At 62.1% G+C, this 22,029-nt stretch carries 19 protein-coding genes; 10 read left to right on the forward strand and 9 right to left on the reverse strand.

Annotated features, from left to right (window positions below; all coding sequences use genetic code 11):
- The first annotated feature begins 61 nt into the window (after positions 1–61).
- Entirely contained in the window at positions 62–658 is a 597-nt protein-coding gene (locus tag AC5WEY_RS15100; protein ID WP_495646427.1) for a DUF8020 domain-containing protein, read from the forward strand.
- A 66-nt stretch (positions 659–724) separates the two neighbouring features.
- On the opposite strand, the gene pabB is transcribed toward AC5WEY_RS15100, so the two are convergent.
- From pabB to AC5WEY_RS15115, 3 genes are all read right to left on the reverse strand, one after another.
- On the reverse strand, positions 725–2,785 hold the full coding sequence (pabB, locus tag AC5WEY_RS15105) for an aminodeoxychorismate synthase component I (RefSeq protein WP_495646428.1): 2,061 nt from the start codon (positions 2,783–2,785) through the stop codon (positions 725–727).
- Between the two features lie 9 nt (positions 2,786–2,794).
- Positions 2,795–3,190, reverse strand: a complete 396-nt coding sequence (locus AC5WEY_RS15110; RefSeq protein ID WP_495646429.1) for a chorismate mutase family protein — start codon at positions 3,188–3,190, stop codon at positions 2,795–2,797.
- A gap of 276 nt (positions 3,191–3,466) precedes the next feature.
- Positions 3,467–3,805 carry an RNA polymerase-binding protein RbpA gene (locus AC5WEY_RS15115; RefSeq protein WP_027497120.1) on the reverse strand — a complete coding sequence of 113 codons (339 nt, stop codon included), beginning with the start codon at positions 3,803–3,805 and terminating at the stop codon, positions 3,467–3,469.
- A gap of 194 nt (positions 3,806–3,999) precedes the next feature.
- Here AC5WEY_RS15115 and AC5WEY_RS15120 point away from each other — a divergent pair, with 194 nt between their 5' ends.
- The 3 genes from AC5WEY_RS15120 to AC5WEY_RS15130 all read left to right on the forward strand — a co-directional run bounded on the left by AC5WEY_RS15120 (position 4,000) and on the right by AC5WEY_RS15130 (position 6,751).
- Positions 4,000–4,332, forward strand: a complete 333-nt coding sequence (locus tag AC5WEY_RS15120; protein ID WP_495646430.1) for a hypothetical protein — start codon at positions 4,000–4,002, stop codon at positions 4,330–4,332.
- Between the two features lie 92 nt (positions 4,333–4,424).
- Positions 4,425–4,895, forward strand: coding sequence for a tellurite resistance TerB family protein (locus tag AC5WEY_RS15125; protein ID WP_495646431.1), 471 nt, complete (start codon positions 4,425–4,427; stop codon positions 4,893–4,895).
- A gap of 218 nt (positions 4,896–5,113) precedes the next feature.
- On the forward strand, positions 5,114–6,751 hold the full coding sequence (locus AC5WEY_RS15130; protein WP_495646432.1) for a cation:proton antiporter domain-containing protein: 1,638 nt from the start codon (positions 5,114–5,116) through the stop codon (positions 6,749–6,751).
- A gap of 29 nt (positions 6,752–6,780) precedes the next feature.
- On the opposite strand, the gene AC5WEY_RS15135 is transcribed toward AC5WEY_RS15130, so the two are convergent.
- Both AC5WEY_RS15135 and AC5WEY_RS15140 read right to left on the reverse strand, forming a co-directional pair.
- Positions 6,781–7,872: a GGDEF domain-containing protein gene (locus AC5WEY_RS15135; protein ID WP_495646433.1), complete on the reverse strand. Its 1,092-nt coding sequence runs from the start codon at positions 7,870–7,872 to the stop codon at positions 6,781–6,783.
- A 144-nt stretch (positions 7,873–8,016) separates the two neighbouring features.
- Positions 8,017–9,609, reverse strand: coding sequence for a DUF2207 family protein (locus AC5WEY_RS15140; RefSeq protein WP_495646434.1), 1,593 nt, complete (start codon positions 9,607–9,609; stop codon positions 8,017–8,019).
- Positions 9,610–10,402: 793 nt separating this feature from the next.
- On the opposite strand from AC5WEY_RS15140, the gene AC5WEY_RS15145 reads away from it, so the two are divergent.
- The 3 genes from AC5WEY_RS15145 (at position 10,403) to AC5WEY_RS15155 (ending at position 13,082) form a co-directional block, all read left to right on the forward strand.
- Positions 10,403–11,590: a DUF6745 domain-containing protein gene (locus AC5WEY_RS15145; protein WP_495646589.1), complete on the forward strand. Its 1,188-nt coding sequence runs from the start codon at positions 10,403–10,405 to the stop codon at positions 11,588–11,590.
- Between the two features lie 26 nt (positions 11,591–11,616).
- A complete protein-coding gene (locus AC5WEY_RS15150; protein ID WP_495646435.1) occupies positions 11,617–12,072 on the forward strand; it encodes a DUF8820 family protein in 456 nt (151 codons plus the stop codon).
- A 125-nt stretch (positions 12,073–12,197) separates the two neighbouring features.
- Positions 12,198–13,082 (forward strand): TolB family protein, encoded by an 885-nt coding sequence (locus AC5WEY_RS15155; RefSeq protein WP_495646436.1) that lies wholly within the window; start codon positions 12,198–12,200, stop codon positions 13,080–13,082.
- Positions 13,083–13,217: 135 nt separating this feature from the next.
- Here AC5WEY_RS15155 and AC5WEY_RS15160 read toward each other — a convergent pair whose 3' ends face one another.
- From AC5WEY_RS15160 to AC5WEY_RS15170, 3 genes are all read right to left on the reverse strand, one after another.
- Positions 13,218–14,057 carry an SDR family NAD(P)-dependent oxidoreductase gene (locus tag AC5WEY_RS15160; RefSeq protein ID WP_495646437.1) on the reverse strand — a complete coding sequence of 280 codons (840 nt, stop codon included), beginning with the start codon at positions 14,055–14,057 and terminating at the stop codon, positions 13,218–13,220.
- A complete protein-coding gene (locus tag AC5WEY_RS15165; protein WP_495646438.1) occupies positions 14,054–14,398 on the reverse strand; it encodes a nuclear transport factor 2 family protein in 345 nt (114 codons plus the stop codon). The genes AC5WEY_RS15160 and AC5WEY_RS15165 overlap by 4 nt, the downstream gene beginning before the upstream one ends.
- 76 nt (positions 14,399–14,474) lie before the next feature.
- Positions 14,475–15,566, reverse strand: coding sequence for a GNAT family N-acetyltransferase (locus AC5WEY_RS15170; RefSeq protein WP_495646439.1), 1,092 nt, complete (start codon positions 15,564–15,566; stop codon positions 14,475–14,477).
- 262 nt (positions 15,567–15,828) lie between these two features.
- On the opposite strand from AC5WEY_RS15170, the gene AC5WEY_RS15175 reads away from it, so the two are divergent.
- The 3 genes from AC5WEY_RS15175 (at position 15,829) to helR (ending at position 21,064) form a co-directional block, all read left to right on the forward strand.
- Positions 15,829–16,491, forward strand: a complete 663-nt coding sequence (locus AC5WEY_RS15175; protein ID WP_495646440.1) for a class I SAM-dependent methyltransferase — start codon at positions 15,829–15,831, stop codon at positions 16,489–16,491.
- Positions 16,492–16,598: 107 nt separating this feature from the next.
- Complete coding sequence (locus tag AC5WEY_RS15180; protein WP_495646441.1) at positions 16,599–18,794, forward strand: putative bifunctional diguanylate cyclase/phosphodiesterase; 2,196 nt, start codon at positions 16,599–16,601, stop codon at positions 18,792–18,794.
- Between the two features lie 92 nt (positions 18,795–18,886).
- Positions 18,887–21,064: an RNA polymerase recycling motor ATPase HelR gene (gene helR, locus AC5WEY_RS15185; protein WP_495646442.1), complete on the forward strand. Its 2,178-nt coding sequence runs from the start codon at positions 18,887–18,889 to the stop codon at positions 21,062–21,064.
- Here helR and AC5WEY_RS15190 read toward each other — a convergent pair.
- Positions 21,061–21,963, reverse strand: coding sequence for a LysR family transcriptional regulator (locus AC5WEY_RS15190; RefSeq protein ID WP_495646443.1), 903 nt, complete (start codon positions 21,961–21,963; stop codon positions 21,061–21,063). The genes helR and AC5WEY_RS15190 overlap by 4 nt on opposite strands.
- Between the last annotated feature and the right edge of the window lie 66 nt (positions 21,964–22,029).

Genomic DNA, 22,029 nt, shown 5'->3' on the forward strand with positions numbered 1-22,029 from the left:
ATACCATCGGCGTTCGATACGAATGCGGTCGAATGCTCGTCACTACAACCAGGGGACAGAAGTGAAACTGATCAGAACAGCTACGGTCGCGGTGGCGTTGACCGCCGCAGTAGCCACCGGAGCGGGCCAGGCCGTAGCAGACCCGTCGTCGGACACGGTGAACTACCAGACGTCGGTCAACCCGGATGGAACCGTCAAGACCATCCTCGACGCCGGCCTGTTCCGGGTCGATGCGACGAGCGAGACAGTGTCGATCATCGATCAGTCCGGTGCCACACTCGCAACGGTTCCGCTGGAATACACCATCAACGGCACGGTCTACTCGATCGCACCCCTGATCGGTGCCGAGGGTCGCGAATTGACCTTGACTCCGCAGACTGTCCCCGTCGCCGACGTTGCGGGTCCTCGGACCAAGCAGCAGGCATTCGACAACATGGTCAACCAGCTGGCAATCGGCTGGAACAACGGCGGCGGCGTCGGCACGGCGATCGGTGCGGGCCTCGGCTTCGCCATTGGCTGCGTTTCCATCTTCCCGAACTTCATTTCGGGTTGCATCATCGGAACCGTGATCGGAACAGTGGCTGGTGCAGTCATCGGCACAGCCAACGGCAACCCGCAGGCTCAGCCCGCGGTATTCGAGTACTTCACTACTCCGTAGGGCGCGATGAGCGTCGACAGACGCTAACAAGACAGTGGGTAGGGCGCATGCGCCCTACCCACTGTTTTACTTTCGGCCGGTCAGCGCCCGGCGCATCGACACGGCCTTGACCATCGTTTCCTCGAACTCCTCATCGGGATCGGAGAGTGCGACGATCGCACCGCCGACTCCGTAGGTCACCTCGTGTTCGGTGGCGACAATCGTGCGGATGACGATCGAGAAGTCCGCAGTACCGGTGATCGAGAAGTAGCCGATAGCACCCGAATACACACCACGCGGACCGTCTTCGAGCTTGTCGATGATCGCCATGGTGCGAATTTTCGGGGCACCGGTCATGGATCCACCCGGAAACGCAGCGCGGATACAGTCCGCCGCCGACGCATCGTCACGCAGGCGACCACGGACCGTCGACACCAATTGATGTACGGGAGCGTAGGTTTCGACGTCGAACAACTTCGGAACGTGCACCGAACCCGGAATACAGACCTGAGCCAAGTCGTTTCGGACCAGATCGACGATCATGAGGTTCTCGGCCTTGTCCTTCTCGTTCGCGACGAGGTCGGCTTTGAGCGCGTTGTCCTCTTCGGACGTCGCTCCACGCGGACGAGTTCCCTTGATCGGCTTGGATTCCACGATGCGATCCGCGTCGATTCGTAGGAAGCGTTCGGGTGACGCGCTCAAGACCGAGACTTCGGGGAAATTCAGGAACGCACTGTACGGGGTCGGGTTGATTTCCCGCATGTACGAGTAGGTTGCCGCGGGGTCGATGGTGCCGGCCACCGTGGCGGTGTTCGTCAGGCAGACCTCGTAGGTTTCACCGGAGCGGATTTCGGCGAGGCACTGGGAAATCAAATCGAGGTAGTGGGCGCGATCGTGACGCAGTCGCGGTTCGAGTGAGTTCTCCGCCCCGAGCAGAGGAGTGCCGGACGAGCCCATGTGGGAACGGACCGCCTCGGCGGATTGCCCGGACAATCCACGCAGTGTGGCAGTCACCGAGTCGAACCACTGCGCCAACACGGGGTCACCGGGGGTGGTGGCCAGACCCATCAGATAAAGAGTGCCGGCCTCGTGGTCGAAGACCAACGCGCGATCGGCGAAGACCATCGAGGCGTCCGGGGTGGCGGACGTGTGTACCAACTGTCCGCCGGTGTCGGCCTTCAGCTCGTAGCCGAGATATCCGACGTAGCCGAGTCCGAAAGCAAACGGGAGGTCATGGCGAGGGGGAGTGGCACGCTCGCGCAATCGATCGTCGATGTAGTCGAAGAATGTGGAGTGAACGAGCTCCGCCGTACCGTCGGCACCCTGCACGGTCACCGTGGTCTCGGCGACCGAATAGGTGATGTACTCCGCATGTGGACCCGAGCAGTCGCCCATGACGGTGAACCTGCATTCGGGCTCGAGCGCAGCGCTGCCGTCCAGCCAGAAACTTTTCTTACCGTTGGCGTAGAGCGTCGCGAAAACCTGCTCCGGATCGAAAACGTCGTCGAGAGAACGGGTTTCGATGGTGAACATCGATTGCTGGGTACCTTCGGCACTCGATGCGCTGGACTGCGCCAACGTCAGGTCTCTGAAGTTGGCGAGCAGCTCGCGTCCGTACTCGGTGCTGATGGATTCGGGGTGGAATTGCACACCCCACATAGGCTTGCTGCGATGCCGAACTGCCATCACCAGTCCGTCGGGTGTCCACGCAACTTCCTCGAAGTCCGCAGGCGTCTGTGTCACGACCAGCGAGTGGTAGCGGACTACCGAGTAGGGAGACGGGATTCCGGCGAACAGGTCGACACCGGTGTGACTGATGTCGGTGATTCTGCCGTGCATCGGCGTCGGTGCGAGGTCGACACTGCCACCGAACAGATGGCACAACCCCTGGTGCCCGAGGCAGACACCGAGAATCGGAAGGCCCGATTCACGGATCACCCGACTGCTGATACCGAAGTCCTGCTCGAGATCCGGGCGTCCGGGTCCGGGGGAGATGACCACGTTGTCGTAGACACCGAAATCCAGGGACGACCACTCGACGTCGTTCTTGACCACTGTCGGAGGGCGGCCGTTGACCTCGGCCAGGAGGCTGTAGAGGTTGTAGGTGAACGAATCGTAATTGTCCACGATGAGAGTGTTGATGGTCACCGAACTGCTCTACCGTTCACTCTCGAGGCCTGGACCGGCCACGGGAGAATCGATGATCAAGTCCTCGACGCGACATGCTTCGGCAATCATCGATCGGTACAGTTCTTCGAGGAAGTCGGGGGACAAGCCGTTTGCGGATGCGAAGTCTCGAGCACGCTCGGTCACCAATCCGACACGACCCGGTTGCATCATGGGAATGTCATGTTCTCGCTTTACGTGTGCAACTCGGACACACACATCGATGCGGTCTCGAATTGCGGCGCGCAGTACTTCGTCTATTCCGTCCAACTCACGCCTCAGCTCGGCAAGCTTCCGTTCGCCTGCGGCGCGATGACCTTCGAATGTCGCCTCCGAGGCAGCTGTGCTCTGAGCACCGTTGGAGCGTTGATCAATATCCTGGCTCACGAGTTACTGCCCCCTGCTTTATTCGACTCCTGTGGTGATGCTTATCGGAATGCACCGACCATTGTTACGGCAGAACTTGCCTATCGACGACCTGCGCAGCAATTGATGCTCGATCATGACACTTCTCGCGGTTTCACCGCCACTCAACAGTATTGGAACACCCGAAAGCGCGACGATAAACACATAGCTCTGGACCGAAACGTACGCCGAGTTGGGATAGCGCAAAAAAACTGCACCGCCGGATTGTTTCCAATCAGGCGGTGCAGTTGGCGAAACTCATGCGCCGCGGCGCTTGACCTTCAGCAAATCCAAACGCTCTTTGAGGAGTTCTTCGAGCTCGTCCACCGAGCGACGCTCGAGCAGCATGTCCCAATGGGTGCGCGGCGGCTTGACCTTCTTGGCCTCCGGCGCGGTGCCCTCGATCAGCGACCCTTCGAGGCCGTTACGGCAGGCCCAGGTACCGGGGATCTCTGCGTCGTCGGCGAAGGGGACGTCGAACTCCTCACCGTTGTCGCATCGGTAGCGTGCAACGCGGCGAGGTGCCAGGTCGTGATCACGATCGGTCTCGTAGCTCACGGCGCCGAGTCGGCTACCTCGAAGTACACGATCTGCCATGGTGAAGTCCTCTCCCTCGATAGTAGGTACGCGAGTCCGTGTCATCCGTCGACACAGCGCTACAACCGTCTACCCACTGATCTACAACGTCGCCGCGCGTCGGTTCGTTCCCCGGGCCCATGAGCCCCGGTGCGATGCCATCGGCGCAGCTGGTGAATGCATCTTACCTTCCGGCCGCAGTAGGCTGAGCGACCATGTCCGTCAGAACTCGCCGTGACCAGACGTGCACGTGGTGCGGACGCCCTGTCGCCGACTCCGGAACCGGACGCAAGCGACGGTACTGCCGTCAGTCGTGTCGCCAGCGTGCCTACGAGCAGCGTACTGCGATGAAGGAAACCTCGATTCCCGACGATGCCATAATCTTGACGGCCGAAGAGGCGTCGGCGGCGGCCGATCGAGCGTTCGAGGTCCGCTGCGCCGCCGAGGACGTCAGCACCGCGGTGACGGAAGGTGCAAACACCGTGGAGTTGCACCGCTTGTGTGTCGAACTGTTGACCAAGGCGCGCGATGCGGAGCGGCTGCGCTGAGGAGCACAACCTTGTCCAGCTGGGGTTCCATGCTCGTTTGCCGACACCGTGGACAATGGACGAGGTGCGCGCATCTGCGCGGATGAAAGAACATGAAGAGGAGCTCCATGGCGTTCTGGGATCAACTCAAGTCCAAGGCACAGGAACTGAACGGGCAGCTGCAAACCAAGACGAGCCAGTTCAAGAACAAGGAATTCGCGAACGGCAGCATGGCCATGTGCGCGCTCATCGCGGCTGCCGACGGCACCATCGATCCTGCCGAGCGTCAGAAGACGGCCGCCCTGATCGCCGGCAACGAGGCCTTGCGGGTCTTCGAATCCGACGAACTTCGCCAGAAGTTCGACTGGTACTGCGACAAGCTGCAGGGTGACTTCGATTTCGGGAAGGTCGAGGCGACTGCCACGATCGGCAAGCTGAAGTCCAAGCCCGACCAGGCGCGGGCCGTCATTCAGATCGGCATCATCATCGGCGGCGCAGACGGCCATTTCGACGATCACGAGAAGGCTGCCGTCCGCAATGCATGTTTTGCGGTGGGAATCGACCCGGCCGAGTTCGAGCTCTGAGGCGTCCCAACCGAGGGAAGACGAATATTCGATCGCAGCAACGGCGATCGGCGAAGGAGCTCCTTCGTCGGTCGCCGTTGCCGTTGTCGTTGTCGTCGGAACAGCGTGCGCTGTGAATTAGCCGGAATGCCGGGATACTGAGGTCTCTCCGACTGAATATGCCGATGTCGTCGATCCGTTGGAGATCCGGTTGCGACCCATCAGCAGAGAGACTGTGCATGACAGTTGCCGCGATCTACCTCGTCATTGCTTTCGGACTGGGCGGACTCGCCATGGCTGTCCGTCTACCTCCACTGGTCGGCTTCCTGGCGGCGGGCTTCGTCATCAACGCCCTCGACGTCGGCGAAGTGCCTCAACTGGAGGTTGTGGCCGACCTGGGCGTCACACTGCTGCTGTTCGCTATCGGTCTGAAGCTCGACGTTCGGATTCTGTTTCGACGTGAGGTGTGGTTGGCCACCTCGGCGCACATCGTGGTCAGCGTGGTGCTGGGGACCGGTGTTCTGTGGTTGGCGGCAGTCGCCGGAATGTCGATGTTGTCGGAGCAGTCCCTGACGACGATCGCTCTGCTCGCTTTCGCGATGTCGTTCTCGAGCACCGTCTTCGTGGTCAAGGTGTTGGAGGAACGAGGGGAGTCGCACGCGCTGTACGGCCGCGTGGCAATCGGCATTCTGGTGATGCAAGACATCGTTGCCGTCGTCTTTCTGACGCTCACCAGTGGGAAGCTACCGTCGATCTGGTCGCTGGCCCTGGTGTTGCTGTGGCCGCTCACCCGTATTCTTCGCAAGATCTGGAGCGGTTTGGGGCACGGCGAGATGCAGTCGTTGTTCGGCATCGTGATGGCGTTGGTACCCGGGTACGTTCTGTTCTCCGAGCTCGGTCTCAAGGGCGATCTCGGGGCGCTGATCATCGGCATTCTGTTGGCCTCACACCCGGCGTCCTCCGAGTTGTCGAGATCGCTTTTCCACATCAAGGAGTTGCTGTTGGTGGGGTTCTTCGTGTCCATCGGCCTCTCCGGTCTGCCGGACCTGCCCAGCATCGGCATCGCCCTGTTGATGGTGCTGCTCTTACCGCTCAAGAGCGCGCTCTATCTGGGCCTGTTCACGATGTTCAAACTGCGGTACCGCACGTCCGTATTGGCCGGGCTGAGCCTGATGAACTACTCCGAGTTCGGACTGATCGTCGTCTCGGTCGGGGTCGCCTCGGACCTCCTCGCACCATCCTGGCTGGTGGAAATGTCGATTGCCGTCGCTCTGAGCTTCGTGGTGTCGTCTTTGGTCAACGGTCGAGGCCATCTGATGGTCGAGAAGATCGCGGCGCGTCTGCCGGCGCAGAACGAACACGAACTGCATCCCGAAGAACGTCCGGGTGACGCCAGTGACGCAGAGGTGGTGGTGATCGGCATGGGACGGGTGGGGTTCGCGGCCTATGAACGCCTCACCGATCACTATCGGCTCCGCGTCGTCGGAGTCGACTACGACGGCCCTCGGATCGAGCGGCTCGCCAACCGTGGGTACCGAGTCATCGAAGGTGATGCCACAGATCTCGATTTCTGGAATCAGCTTCGACGATCCCAATCGGTGCGCATCGCCGTGCTGGCGATGCCGCGTCACGGTGCCAACGTCACGGCGCTCGCATGTCTGCGAGAGTCCGGATTCAGCGGCACGGTTGCTGCCGTCGCGCGCTACGACGACGAGGTGCAATGGGCCATGGAACACGGTGTGGACATCGCATTCAACGTCTACGCCGGTGCGGGCTTGGAGCTGGCGGATCAAGTCGGGAACGCGGTGCCCGAATTCATCGGTGATCACATCGACTCCGAGACCGACGAGCCGCGCATGCCGGACAACACCGGATGAGCCGGTGCCGATAGGGCACAGGGGAGTCGTCAGCCCGGCGCAGTGCCTCGGTAGTCGGTCTGTCTTCTGGCGCTCTTCGCGCGGTACATCTCGGCGTCGGCAGTTTGCAGCAGATTCAGTACGGCCTGTTCCGAACCTCCGATGTGCGTTTCGGTGGTAGCCGAGCCCACGCTGACCGAGAGCCCCGAAATCACTCGTGTGTCGGACAAGGCGGCCACCAAGGTCTCGATGCGCGGCTCCGTAGTCCCCGTTTCCGCCACCGATACACAGGCGAACTCGTCCCCGCCGAGTCTGGCGACCACCCATTTGTTTGCGGTGACGGCACGCAGATGTTGCGCCAGATCGACCAGAACAGCGTCGCCGGTGTGGTGACCGAACGTGTCGTTCACGTGCTTCATACCGTCCACGTCGAGCACGACAACACTCATCTCGGCAGCTCGATCCTTCTGCGCACTCAGGAATATCGCTTCGACCGCGGCGAAAAGCCCACGACGATTACGCAAGCCGGTCAGCGGGTCGACCAACGATTCCTGTGCACGGGAGCGCAATTCACTGACATAGATGACCAGAATCATCGGTGCCGCAAACATGAGCAGCATGGTGAGTGAGTGAGCAGCCACCACCCACACGCTGGCGGCATCGTTGAGGGCGGCCCGCACGCACACGATCGCGAGAACGAGGACGGTTGCGGCCATGTGCAGCCAATACACAAGCGGCCGCACGGCGATGACGGCGAACATGGTCACCACCGCGAACAGCACGGTGCCGCCGATTGCGGTGAGCAGATCTTGTTTGAGCAAGAGGCAGGCACCGATCGATACGTCGGCATACACCACATAGGCGACGAGTGCTCTCGGCGTCGGCCACCCACCGATGAACCACCGGAGTGACACGGGAAAAGTCGTGAGGCTGACGAGCACCACGATGACGACACCGATCCCGTCGTATTCCTCGCTGGGCGCACTGAGGAGTCCGATCAGCCCGATGACGACAGTGGCGGTACCGATGAAGAATTGCGCGATTTTGACTCGACCGGCATCGAGGTCGAGCACGACCGGATTGTCCCGTCGAGATTCGGACGGATGAACTGCCTCAGCGAAGAGTGCGCGTACCGCGATCATGAGAACCCCTGATGGAGATTGTGCGCCTCCGTGCACCGTAACCGGAAAACAGCAGCAGGATCGGACTTTCCCGATGTTCTCTTCCTCGCTCGCGCGCTGCGGAATCGTGATCGATCCCCACGAGGTGGGACATCGACCGATCGATCAGGTACTGCCTGCGGCTCCGCCTCCTCCACCTGCGCCTCCGCCCGAAGCAACGGATCCGCTACCGCTGGACACGAACACTCCGGAGAACGAGGCCCAGGGGAGGACCACTGGGCCGCTCGCCGCGTAGTCGGCACTCGCGGGTGATGTGAAGGCTCGCAGTGGCGTGTCACTCCTCGGGTCGGTTGCGGCCTCGAGTCGTTTCCGAAAAATCGGAGCCAAGCCGAGGGCAACGATGTCGGGCAAGGCTGCGTTCAAGTCGACCGACTCGTCGTCGTCCTTGGCGGCCTGCTTCAATCCGTCGCGGTACGCCTCCCACGGGCGGGCCGCATCGAGACCCGCGACCGAGAACCGGGAGTATGCGATCGCCGCTGACAGTCCCGCAACGAAGAGAAGTGCAGATGCCACCACCGCGAGCCACATGATCGGGGCACCCGACGTCGCAACGGCGATTCCTCCGGTCGCGCCGACTCCGCCGAGTACGCCGAGACCGGCCAAGACGGACCGGCGTCGACCAGTGCCGTCCGCGACGAACCCACTGGATCGTAGTCTCGAGTCCACGATGTCTTTCGTCGCGCCGAGGCCATGCGCGATCTTTTTCAACTCGCCGCCGGGTACGACATCGTTCTCGGCACGTTCGGCGAGCATCGACCAGACCGCTTCCTGGACTTCTCCGCGGGCATGGGTTCGATCGAGAAGCCTGATCTTGACTGTGCCCTTGTCGAACTTTCCCGGCTTCTTGTCTTGCTCGAAGGTGAGCGCATCGGCGGCAGCAAGGGCCAGCACCGTCCCTGGTATGCCGCTGGGCTGCGCCTTGCGGTGTACAAGGGCGGTCGCGTAGGCGGCATCGGTGGACTGGTCGGGTCGAACCGTGGTCGGAAGTTGTTTGGAATCGGTCGGTTTCGCGCGGCCGCGGAATACGGTTGCCACCAGGAGCAGCCCGAGAAGTGCGATCACCGAACCGGCCCACGGTAGCCATGTGGAGCCGGGACCGCCGGCGAACCTGTCCATGGCGGTCACTGGCGGACCGTTGCGAATGTCGGACCTCAAGCGATCTATGCCTGCGGTCAGGCTGCCCGCGACGTCTCCGTCTCGCAGCGGCGGAATCAGTGCGTCCTCCACGATGGCCTCTTGTTCGTCACGAGGGACGTTGCCGTCGTCGTACGTGCTGCCGACGAAGACGCCCGCGCGAGCCTCGTCGACCTTTCCGGGCTCCCGGTTTATCAGGATCGCGCCCGCAGTGTCCTGATCGACCCCTGTAGCGGACACCCAAGTCTGCTGCAGGTCTTCGACCTGATCCAACGTGTCATCGGAATCCGCGTCGAGTTCACGGACGTACGCAATGACGTCCGCACCGGTTTCGGATTTCAAGATCTCCAACTGACGTTGGATGTCCTCGGCCTGCGCGGGGTCGAGGGAAAAACCCGTTCGGTCGTAGACGCGCTGACCCGACGTCAGACTGTCGAAACCGGTGTCAGCGGACGAGTCGTCGGAGCAACCCACGAGGCCGAGGGCCGCGAAGAGGGCGATCAGCACGGCGGCAACTCGGCGGTTCGAGCCCCGACGACGGGATGTCTCAGCAAAGGCGTCCATCGACGAATGCTAACCAGAGTCGGTGTTCGGTAGCCAGCGCATGTCGACCGACGCGACGGTTGACATCGGGACCCGTTGCAGGTATCTGTTTCGTCACAGTGACGAAACAGATACCTGCAAGGAGCTGGGGTTGTGGGGCGAACAGAGGTATTCGATGTGTGCCGATCTCAGCGCGTCCGACGGACTCGGTCTGTCGAGAGCACCGCTTGACGGATCCACGGCCAAGCCTCGCAAGTACGCCGACACCACCGAGCCGCGTCACATCGCTGCGAAAGCTGAACAACGACGAGCTGCAGCCGAATCGACAACATCGAGCCCTGAGTTCAGCGAACTGCAGGCCGATGTTTTGCCGATAATCAACATTATGTCAAGTAGTGGATTGGTCACCAGCACTCGGCGAATATCTCCACTTCGTGCACACGCCTCACTGCGGCTCTCAGACCGGACGATCTCCCGGACCGCTCGAGCTCAGTGGCGAGTCGCCCCGCTTATGGGCTGCATCGAAGGTTGGTGCCGCCGTCCATCCGTACCGGGCGTCGACGCTGGGCAACACGATCTCTCGTTAAACGCAGCGTTACCAGCAATAGTTCGAAATGGCCCGCGCGCAACGGATTCGACCATCCTGATCGAAAGCACCACTAGCTACCACCCAACATTTGTGTCAAACTGTTCCCATGACTACCGGAAAGGCTGACACAGCCTCCATCGCGTGAGCGCCGTGCAGATCCCCTCGACTTCTTCGTCTCACGGGACATCCATCGACGGCCCCCATTCACAACTCGTCCGCAGAGTCGTGTACTTGCGTGACACCTACCTCGGTCACGGTATGCGGGCCGGACCATCGAATCGATACTCTGCCGAAGCTGCTGTGGCACAGCTGTATCGACATGCCGACCTCCCCGTTCCTCGCTTCGTATGGGAACAGTCTCCGGCAGCTGCAGCGGCCCGCATCGCCGAGGACAACCTGGCTTACGCTGTCACCTTTGCCGTCGAGGGCCCCACCTGTGCATCGGCTCGCATCGCGACACTGCTCTCCATTTCACGGTCCCGAATGGACGCATGCATTCGATTGCCGGTGAGCGAACGGCCACCACCCCGGTGGCCGATGACGATCCGCTCTCAGGCGCTCAGAGCAGCCCAAGGTCGCACAGCGGCTGCAGCACGAAATCAGCCACCCGAAATGTCGGTCCGCGAGGGCATCGGACTCAACCCGGTCATCCGATCAACGGTGTGGGACTCGTTGCGCACCAGCCTGTTCGACGGCGTCGCAGCAGCAATCAGGACATCGATGCCGCCCCTTGTCGGCGGAATCCCCTGGTACGGCCAGCAGGAAGCACACCGCATCGCGTACTACGACATATACCGCCGCCTCGGCCTCGCAACCTTCCAACCACAGGACAACGAACTGCTCGACGCACTTGTTGCCCTGACCGAATCGACGGGATGGTGGTGGGCGTTCGACGACGTCTGCGTCATGTCCGAACGACCGACCGCGCTGCACTCCGAACCCATTCCCGATCGAGTACACGGTGAACGACGACTGCACCACCACGACGAACCGGCGCTCCAATTCGCTGACGGCAGTGCGGCATACGTCCTGAACGGCACAATTGTGCCGGATTGGGTGATGCTCGACCCGAGCGTCGAACGCATCACCGTCGAACGCAACGTCGAGATCCGCCGCTCCGCAATCGAACGCATCGGGTGGGACAACTACATCGACGCTGCAGGACTCGCGCTGGTCGACAACGCCGACGATCCAGGCAACGAGGGCTGCATACTGCAGCTGTTCGCCACCCCCGCCGGCTGGGGCGGCGAGGGTCGAGTGCTTCTCGCTGTCAATGGGTCTCGCGAACGCGACGGCCAGCGCAGACGCTACGGCCTGTACGTTCCAGGTGAATTCTCCTCGGCCCTCGACGCCGCAGGCTGGACCTACGGCCTCAGCGGAGAAAACTACGCCCAATTGCTCCGCCGAACCTGAACCTACTCTCACACAAGGTGACTCAGATGAATCAGAACATGACCCTGTCCGCATTGACATCGATGACCGGCCTCGATGTCTTCGACTATCTCGACAAGGAGATCTCGGTGCCGATCATCGACGGCATGCAAGCTCAAGGCGACCTCATCGTCGTTCCGTATGCGCTGCTCGACGGCGTCGTCTCCACCGGGATTTGGACGCGAATCGACGCGGTGCCCCTGTCCGGAATCGAGTTGCTGCGCAGCGCAGCGGGCGGAAATCCCCACAGCCTCGTAGCCGATGGCGGCCGATGCACATGGTCGACACCGGTGAGCGATACGCGGCGTCTGGCGCTCGGAATTCTCGACAACACAGTGACCGCCTACCTGATCCACCCCGAACACGGAGCCACCGGAATTGCCCCGGGCCGCTACGTCATCGGCAGACAACGTGAGCGTGCTCGAGGTGGGTACTTCGAGTCGACGCAGTTGGTCGCCGACTGAGTGCGGCTCGGCCGCGCTGCTCCTTGCCCATTCGGAAATACGGGTGGGCAAGGAGCCACGACCTGAACGACAGGCAGGGCCGCGTACCAGGGTTCTGCATACTGCGATTCTGAGATGATTGCCCGATGCATCGAATCCGGCTGATCTCCGCGCTCGTCGCGCTGACACTGCTCGCGGCAGCATGCGCCGACGACCCTCCACCCGAGCCGACACCGGTGGTCGTGGCCTTCGACGACGGATGGGGCCAGCTGTTCGTCATGAACATCGACGGCTCCGGCTTGCGTCAGGTCACCCCGACCGTGGGCGAAGACAGCCGCGACCCGAACTACGGGAACGACGCCGCCCTCTCCCCCGATGGCAAGCAGCTCGCGTACGCCCGAGGCCGGTTCATCGAGATCGTCGACCTCGAGTCGGGTGAATCGAGGTCGGTGCACGAAGGTGGCTACGAACCGGCTTTCTCACCGGACGGATCCAAGATCGCGTTTACCTCGAACGGCAGCATCAACATCATGAACGTGGACGGATCCGACGCACACGTCATCGCACAAGAAGAGTCGGCCTTCGGAGCGACATTCTCCCCGGACAGCTCACGGATAGTCTACGTCACCGGCGGCTACCTGAACGAAGTGTCTGTCAACGGCGGAGAATCGACAGTGCTTCTGCGCGATCAGTTCTGGAACTCCGACCCGACCTTTTCGCCCGACGGGTCGGCACTCGTCTTCTCCAGTAACCGAGGCGGTAACAACGGCTCGGAGATCTACGCAATGCCCTCCGGAGGAGGGGAAATCACTCCTCTCACCGATACCTACGCCGTACATCCGAAGTTCACACCCGACGGCTCGCGCATCCTGTACGACCGGGCGGTCACACAGGCGGGTGAACTGGTGACCGACGTCGCTACCGGCTCTCAGCCCGAGATTGCATCGATGAACCCCGACGGGTCCGACCAGAAACGGCTGACTCCACGCTCTCTGAGCGGTCAGATGCCGACCGTGGGCGGGGGACGTTGACCCGCGAGCGACAATGACTGTTGCTGCGGAGTGGTGATGGCCAGGTCGTCGGGGACCACCTGGCCGTCATCACGGTTGATTCGGTCGATCCGTGCAGCGGTTGGGCGGTATCGGATTGGTAATCGGCGAGCTCGGTCAGACGGGGAAATCCGCACTACGAGAGAGCGTTTCGTTCGACCGGATGTCGCCCAGGCTCTGTTCCAGCGAGTCGACCACAGCGTCGTAACCATTGTTTCCCAGGATCAACCGTCGTGGTGGCGGGTCCTGGGCCATCGCCGTGATCACCGCGCGGGCACCGCGATGCGGATCGCCCGGTTGCACCCCGTTCATGTCGACGAAGGCGGCACGAACCTGTTCCAGCATGTCGTGGTATTCCGGAATCGACTCCGATACGGGCTCGTCGGTGAATCCGGCATAAGCGTTCGTGCGGAAAGCCCCTGGTTCGACCGCCAACACGCAGATGCCGTGCGCGGCAACCTCTTGGCGCAGAGCGTCGGTGACGGCTTCGATCGCGTATTTCGTGGCGCTGTAGTAGCCGAATCCGACCGCCGCCAGAAGTCCGGCCACCGAGGATACATTCACGATCCACCCACTTCCGCGGGTGCGCATCCCAGGTAGCACGGCTCGCGTCACGGACAGTACTGCAAAAAAATTCAGCTCGAACATCGCCCGAATCGAGGCTTCGTTCATTCCCTCGATCGATCCGTACCAGCCGCGACCGGCGTTGTTGACCAGCACGTCGATACCGCCGAAATGCCCCTCGGCCGTTCGTACCGCCTGCAGTACCTGTGCCGCGTCCGTGACATCCATGGGCACGACGAGAACGCGGTCACCGTACTGATCGGCCCACGACGCCAGTTCCCCGGGACGCCGCGCCGTGAGTACCACGCGGTCCCCCGCACCCAAAGCCACCTCTGCGTACGCCATGCCGAAGCCGCCTGGTGTGCCACCGGTGATGAACCATCGCTTGCTCATGGCTCGATCACCAACCGGTTGATCAGCGCGCCGTCCAGAGTGAAGCGGTAGTGCAGGTCGACGACTCCCCCGGGAAAATTGCCTTCCAGGTGCTGCGTGACGTCGACAGTCGCGGCCGTCGCGGTCGCTCCCGTGAACTCCGTTGTGTAAATGTACTCGCTCTCATTGACCGAGGCGGTCAGCCAGGCCTCGATCTCGTCGCGGCCCGAGTGGTCGTGGCCCTCGTCGGTCACGACGGCATCCGCGGTGAACACGGTAGTTGCGCGAGCGCCCTGTCGGGCATCGAGTGCGGTCATGAACTTCTTCACGTTGTCCGGGAGTCCATCCCATTCTGTGGTCATGGCACCACGGTGATGCCTCCCCCAGGGGGAAGGTCAACACCGGATCGACACCGGTCTCCATGCCGGACTCTCGACGTCACGTGTTCTGGGAAACACTCACCGGAATTGCCGGGACAGACCGCAGGAAGCACCGAGCGGACTCCAGGCGATCGGCGTCGTAATGATTCCATTTTGCAGCAGGCACATCCTGGCGTCCTACCTCGTCGAATCCCCGTCTGGCGAAGAAATCTGCAGCCTCGCCGCTGACGGTCACGGCGAACAGGTTCGCGATCCCCCGCTCCCGACACAGATCCATCAACCCGTCGATCAGCAGGCCGCCAGCACCGAGACCCGAGAACTCTGCGACCGTGATCAAGCCCGACACCTCGCCGAATCCCGTTCCGTCGTATCGGTCGACCTCGAGTCCGACGATGCCGGCGAGATGTCCGGTGCGTAGGACCCGGGCACCGAGCCCACCGGCAGCCATCCTCGCAATCTCGATCCGGCTGCGCCGCTTGAGGACCCCTTCGCGTACTCCCTGCGCGACCAATGCCTCGATTGCCGGAAAATCATCCACCTGAAGCGAGGCCAAGTGAAGATATCGTCCCTGGGTCAGAACGGTACCTCGGCCATCGAAGGTGAACAGCTCGAACTCCACATCCTCTGCTCGGCAGAGGTTCACGCTGTAAGCGCCGCCTGCGAGAGCTACCTGCGCGGCGTGCGGAAAATCGTCCAGTCCGCGTCGAGTCAAATGACGGGTGAGACGCTCGCGGTGCACGTCGATATCCGCGAAGCTACGAGGCGGAGCCCCCCAGCCGCCGCCCGGGTCGGTCAGCACCATCTTCGATGCCCGGACGCTCGCAGCTACCGACCCGGCTGTGCGTGCGACGTCGGAAGCCTCGGTCCCGATCACGACGCATTCCGAGTCCGCGATGGCGAGCCACAGACGGGCCACCGCCTCGCCGGTCCACGCCGTCGAACCGTCCATGGTCAGACCACCTACCGCAGTAGTGGTTTCCGAAACATGGTCGGACGGAACGACAAATATGAATCGCGTATCCCCCGTACCGAACTGGCTCACCGTGCGGCTGACCGCGTCCAGACCAGCGGCGCTGACAACGGGTAGCGCGACCACGATGGTGACCCCGCGGAACTCTTCGATGAAGAAGTCCCGCTCGGATACAGGCACACCGCTGGACGTTAGTTCGACCGCTGCCTCGAGTGGTGCAATCCGTCTCGCCCTCGCTGTGCGCGGCTTCGCGCGCAAGTCGTCGTTCGTCATGATTGCTTCAGTCTGAACTGTTCCCATCGCGCCCCGCAACGCGTGTGATACTCCGTGCCGCGTTGGCGATGTTGCGAGGAAGCTCCATCCATCGAGTTCGCGCCGACGTCACCGCTGTGGTGTGGTGGCAGTCCGTAATTCCCGGATGTTCTGGAAGGTAACCGACCACATGACAGCGCTATCCACCCGAGCCGGTGCCGCCCCGTACACCAGACTGTTTCTGAACGTGTACGACCTGTGGGTTATCAGAATCTCGAACAGTTACGGATGGCGTTGCAACAGAGAAAATTTCGTCGATCTCTATCGTCAGCACATCGGCCACCGTCACCTGGAGGTCGGCCCTGGATCCGGCTGGGCCCTCGCGAACCTCGACCTACCCACCGATATCGACCTCACCCTCCTCGATCTCAACGCCAATTCGCTCACACACACGGCCTCCCGACTCGATGTCGCTGCCACGCAGATCCAGCGCGACGTTCTTGTGCCACTGGACGAGGGTGTCGACAAATTCGACTCGGTGTCGATCAATTACGTCCTGCACTGCCTCCCCGGCGACTGGTCCACCAAGGCGGTCGCCCTGACGAACCTTGCACGGATACTCGAGCCGGAGGGGGTCTTGTTCGGATCGACCGTGATCGGTGTCGACCAGCGCTTCACCGTCCTCGGCACTGCGCTGATGTTCGTTTACAACAAGATTGGCGCGTTCGGAAACAGCCGAGACGATCTGCCCGGTCTTCGTCGGCTCCTGTCCGACAAATTCGAGTACGCGGAGGTGACGATGGTGGGGAATGTCGCGATCTTCGTCGCTCGACGGCCTCGAACGACGACGTAGACCCAGTACACACGCTTCGTCGTAGCAATCGTGCACATCGATTGCACCCGCCGAATAGCATTGGCCCGGTGCCGCTCGGATGACGAGCGAGGTGGATCGGAGGACCGGTGAACGATCTCACGGGTGATCCGGTGAGCCTTCGGTCGTTTCTCGATCGATTTCCCGACTTCGTTTCCCTGTCCGACTTCTCGGGAAAGATCCTGTACATCAATCCTACCGGCTTGGAACTGATCGGATCGACGAGCCTTTCCGCGGCCATGGAGTTGACTGCTCTCGAATTCCTCACCCCAGGTGCGCTCGATCTCGCGGCGGATATCGGTGCCGGTCTGCGCGCCGACGGAAAGTGGGAAGGATACTGCGAATTACTCCATCAGGTGACCGGTGCCGAAATTCCGGTGATGGTCACCGCTTATTCGATCGAATCCGACGACGGTGGACCCGACTTGGTTGCCTCCACCATTCGCCATCGTCACACTGTCGAACAGCGCAACGCTCGGATGGCCGCTGATGCACTCGTCGCGGGTCGGCATGCCCGCGAGCAGAAGGCTCTGGCCGAGCTCAGCAGATTCGCCGTCATCGCCGACCTACCGACACTGCTCACTGCCGCCACCGACACCGCAGCAACCCTGATCGGTGTCGGAAATTCGGCAATCGCCCATCTCGAACAACCCGACGATCCTTATCTGACCATGGACGCCGCAAGCGGTGTACTCGGCAAACGGCGTGACGTTCCAGCCGGAGACGGTTCGTTGATGGGATACGTCCTGGCGAGCTCCGAGCCCGCTGTGTGCAACGACCGCACAATGGAGACTCGTTTTCGTACCGAGACGATGGCTGCTTTCGGACTCCGCAGCGGAGTGGCAGTTCCGATCTTCGACGTCACCGGCGACGCGTGCGGAGTGCTCTCGATCCACAGCGTGGAGGACCGCCTCTACCGCGACGAGGAAGTGTCGTTTCTCGGTTCCGTCGCCGGGATCGTGTCCGCGGCGGTTCGAAGAATCGATCTGGAACACCAGCTGAGACGACGCAGTACCCACGACGACCTCACCGGTCTACCGAACCGCACGCTGGCCTACGACGTAATCGACGCTGCGCTTGCCCGCGCCCGTCGACAGGTCGGCACCGTCGCGCTGTTGTTGCTCGATATCGACGACTTCAAGATCATCAACGACAGCCTGGGCCACGACGCAGGCGACCGCGCGCTGGTCGCATTCGTCGACCGACTGGGCTCGGCAATCCGCGAAGCCGACACCGTCGCCCGCCTGGGCGGAGACGAATTCCTGATTGTCTGTGAGGGCGTGGACAGCGTCGAGCATGCGGAAGAACTCGCGCGGCACATCTCTACGTCGATCGCGGTGCCGTTTTCTGCCGTCGACGTTCCGATCCCGCTCAGCGCGAGTATCGGCATAGCTGTCTCCGACCGAGATTCGACGCGACAGGAGCTCATTCACCGGGCGGACCTTGCCATGTACCGCGCAAAAGACAGCGGTACCGGCGGCCATGCCGTCTTCGATCCAACCGATCTGTACGACGCCGATCGCATCAGATCGCTCTCGATAGATCTCAGGGCAGCCCTGAAAGCGAACGAACTCACGCTGGCCTTTCAACCGCTGGTGGAGATCGCGACTCGGAAGATCGTTGCGGTCGAGGCACTCGCCCGCTGGAATCACCACCTCCTCGGACCGATCGAACCCAGCGAATTCGTCGGTGTCGCCGAGAGAACCGGCCTTGCAACACCATTGGGCACCTGGGCACTCCGAACCGCAGCCGCGGCTGCGGCACGGTGGCGAGCGTTCTCGGACATCGTCGTTCGCGTCAATGTCAGCGCACTCCAACTGCGCGATCCAAACTTCCCGAAAGAGGTTGCATCTGTCCTGGCAGACACGGGACTTCCCGCTTTCGCCCTCGGCTTGGAAGTCACCGAAACCGTCTGGGTCGCAGACACCGAACGCGTCGCCGACACCGTCTCCACGCTGCACTCGATGGGTGTCACTCTGCTGCTCGACGACATGGGGAAGGGACACAGCTCCATGTCGTATCTCGACCGCTATCCCATGTTCGAGAGTTTCAAGATCGACCGGTCGTACATCGCCCGACTGCCGGCCCCCCGCGCCTGCGCCATCATCTCGGCTATCGTCGCGCTCGCCCGGGCGTTCGATGTAACCGTCGTCGGAGAAGGGGTCGAGACCGAAGACCAACTCGAGGCGTTGGCCGCCGCGGGATGCGATTTCGCACAAGGTTTCCTGTTGGGACGACCGGTCGACGCCGGCGCAATCGCAGATCTGCTGCTCGCCGATTCTTGAGGCGATGGATTGGGAAGGCGACGATTACCTCTTCCCCTTTCAATGTATAGCGCACCCCCGGTCTTGCGGCAAGACCCCGTACAGGGCTCAGAATGGCTCGCTGTAGTAGCGAATCAGCCGATCGGAGTCCTGTGAAACCTGAATACCCACCCGTCTTCGACTTGCCAAAAGCTCTTGCCCGCAAGCGCGATCCAGAATTGACCGGTCATGACCAGCAACACTTTTCGGCAATCCGTTCGAGTATCGAGACGTCTCGAACCGACACGGCGGATCGCCTGAACACCATCCAGAAGTCGTCGGGCCGGATGGGACAAGAGGTGATGGAGCGTGACTTCGAGATCCACAGATTGAACGGACGACTGCGTTCCCTCCGTCGATACGGCATCGACCTGTGCCTGGGACGAATGGTCCCCTCCGGCTCCGACGAGCCGGTGTACATCGGGCGCCTCGGACTGTTGGGGAACTCGGGTGAGCAACTTCTGACGGACTGGCGCTCCCCCGCTGCCGAGCCCTTTTTCGGTGCGACCCACGCGAACCCCATGGGGCTCGCGAGTCGCCGACGCTACCGATGGACGAACGGCCTCATCACCGATTACTGGGACGAGGTGTTCGACTCGACGGAGCTCGAAACCGATGCGGCGCTCGACGATCAGTCGGCATTCATCGCCACCTTGGGTGCCGATAGGTCGGCACGGATGCGAGACGTGCTCGGCACCGTGCAAGCAGATCAAGACGCGATCATTCGAGCCGATGCGCACGGAGCTCTCGTCGTCGACGGTGGGCCGGGAACCGGCAAAACGGTTGTTGCTCTTCACCGTACGGCCTATCTCCTCTACGCGGATTCTCGTGTCGGCCACAACCGGGGCGGAGTGTTGTTCGTCGGCCCGCACGAGCCGTACCTCGCCTATGTCTCCGACGTCCTGCCGAGTCTCGGTGAAGACGGGGTACACACCTGCACCCTCCGCGACCTCGTTACGGAAGGAACGAACGCAGCAGAGGAGGCCGATCCCGTTGTGGTGCAACTCAAGTCCACCCTCGGTATGGTCGACGCAATAGAGGCAGCCGTCGCGTTCTACGAGCAACCGCCCACCCAGAACATGATCGTGGAAACAGAATGGGCCGATCTGAAACTCACCCCGGACGATTGGATCGAAGCCTTCGGGGCAGCCGAGCCCGGTACTCCGCACAACGAGGCCCGTGAACAGATCTGGGACCTACTCCTCACCATTCTCGCGGAGCGATACAGCGGTGAGGAGTCCACCCACGAAGTACGACAGTCTTTGCAGCGCAACAAGTATCTACGTCGGACTCTCGAAAGATCCTGGACAATAATTGATGCTGCCGACCTGGTGGCCGACTTGTGGAGCGTGCCGGCATATCTCCGTCGATGTGCACCCTGGCTCAGTGGCGAGCAGGTGCGTGCGCTCCAACGAACCGATCCGACACGATGGACACTTGCCGATCTACCATTGCTCGATGCCGCGCGCATGCGGCTCGGAGATCCCGAGTACGCGCGTCGCACGCAACGCCGCGAGGCAGCGTCGGCAGTCGAGCGGACGCGGATGGATCGCGTCGTGGACGAACTCATGGCGGCCGACGACGACGAGATGATGGCTGCACAGTTCCGCCAGGACGGGATTCGCGATGCGCTCGTCGATCGGGCCGGGTTCGAGGACGTCCCCATCGACCCACTGGCCGGTCCGTTCGCGCATATCGTCGTCGACGAGGCGCAGGAGCTGACCGACGCACAATGGCAGATGGTCCGGCGACGCAGTCCTTCGGGAAGCGTCACGGTTGTCGGAGACCGTGCGCAGTCGCGTCGGGGATTCTCCGAATCCTGGCTCGAACGGCTCGGACGAGTGGGGATCGACCGGATCGACATTGCCACCCTGAGCGTCAACTACCGCACGCCGCGAGAAGTGATGGCCGTGGCCGAGCCGGTGATCCGCGCGGTGTTGCCGGACGCCAATGTCCCGGTATCGATCCGCAGCAGCGGTGTGCCTGTCGAGTACGGCACCTCAGCAGATCTGTTGTCGATCTTGGAACGGTGGATGGTGTCGAACGCCAACGGAATCGGTTGTGTCATAGGCGATCCTGCGTTCTCAGGTTCTGGACGTATACGCTCACTGACACCGGAACTGACCAAGGGACTCGAATTCGACTTGGTTGTTCTCGTCGACCCGGATTCGTTCGGTTACGGAATCGCCGGTGCCGTCGACCGGTATGTGGCAATGACGCGGGCAACGGGACAGCTGGTCGTTCTGACCTAACGACCCGAGGCCGGTTGCAGCACGTCGAGCACCGCGTGAATTGCCGGGCTCGCGTCCGCGCTACGCCTCCAGGCGGCGTGCACCTCACGCGTGGGAATGCGTGCAGGTGGAATTGCAACGAGGCCGGCAGTGAGGACCGGACGGGCGAGACGAGGAACGAGCGCAAGAACATCGTCCCCTTCGACCAGTGCCAGCTGGGTGGAGAAGTCGTCGACGAGATGGCGGACATCGACCTCGGTGGGCGTCTCGGCGAACAACCGACGAAACCATTGATGACACACGGTTCCCGCTGGGCTGGTCACCCATGGGTAGCGGGCGAGGTCGGCATGGGTCGGTGCACGCCCGAGCCCTGCAAGTGGGTGGCTCCGATTCATGATCACATCGCCGTGATCGGTGTGGATCGGTCGCCGGACGATCGAGGGCGGTGCGGCCGCTGGTACGCCATCGGCGTCGTGCACCAGCGCCAAATCCGCGGCACCGGCGTGGACGCTGTGCAGGGCGCGATCGGGATCTTCCTCACTTATATGGACGGTCAGGTTGGGATACCGCCGGTACAGGTTGCTCAGCGCAGGTGCCACCAGACCGCGAAGGGCGGTCGAGAATCCGACGAGGCGAACGACTCCACGAGCGACGCCCTCATCCGCGGAGCGTGCCGATTCCACGCAGCGCTCCAAGGCCTGGAATACATCGTCTGCGGAATCGACCACCGCTCGGCCGGCCGGGGTGAGTACGACGCCTCGGCCGGCCTGCGCCAGAACCGATGTCCCGATCTGCCGTTCGAGTCGTTTTATCTGCTGGGAAATCGCCGACGAGGTGTACCCGAGTTCGTCGGCCGCTCTGGCAAGAGTGCCGAGAGCAGCTACCGCCCGCAGGGCGTGAAGGGCACTCACATCGATCATGAAGCAACACTACGCAATATTGCCGATAATCCATCGCTGGACCGTAGGTGTCGGACAGACCACACT

This window comes from Rhodococcoides sp. S146-33 (genome assembly GCF_059489205.1).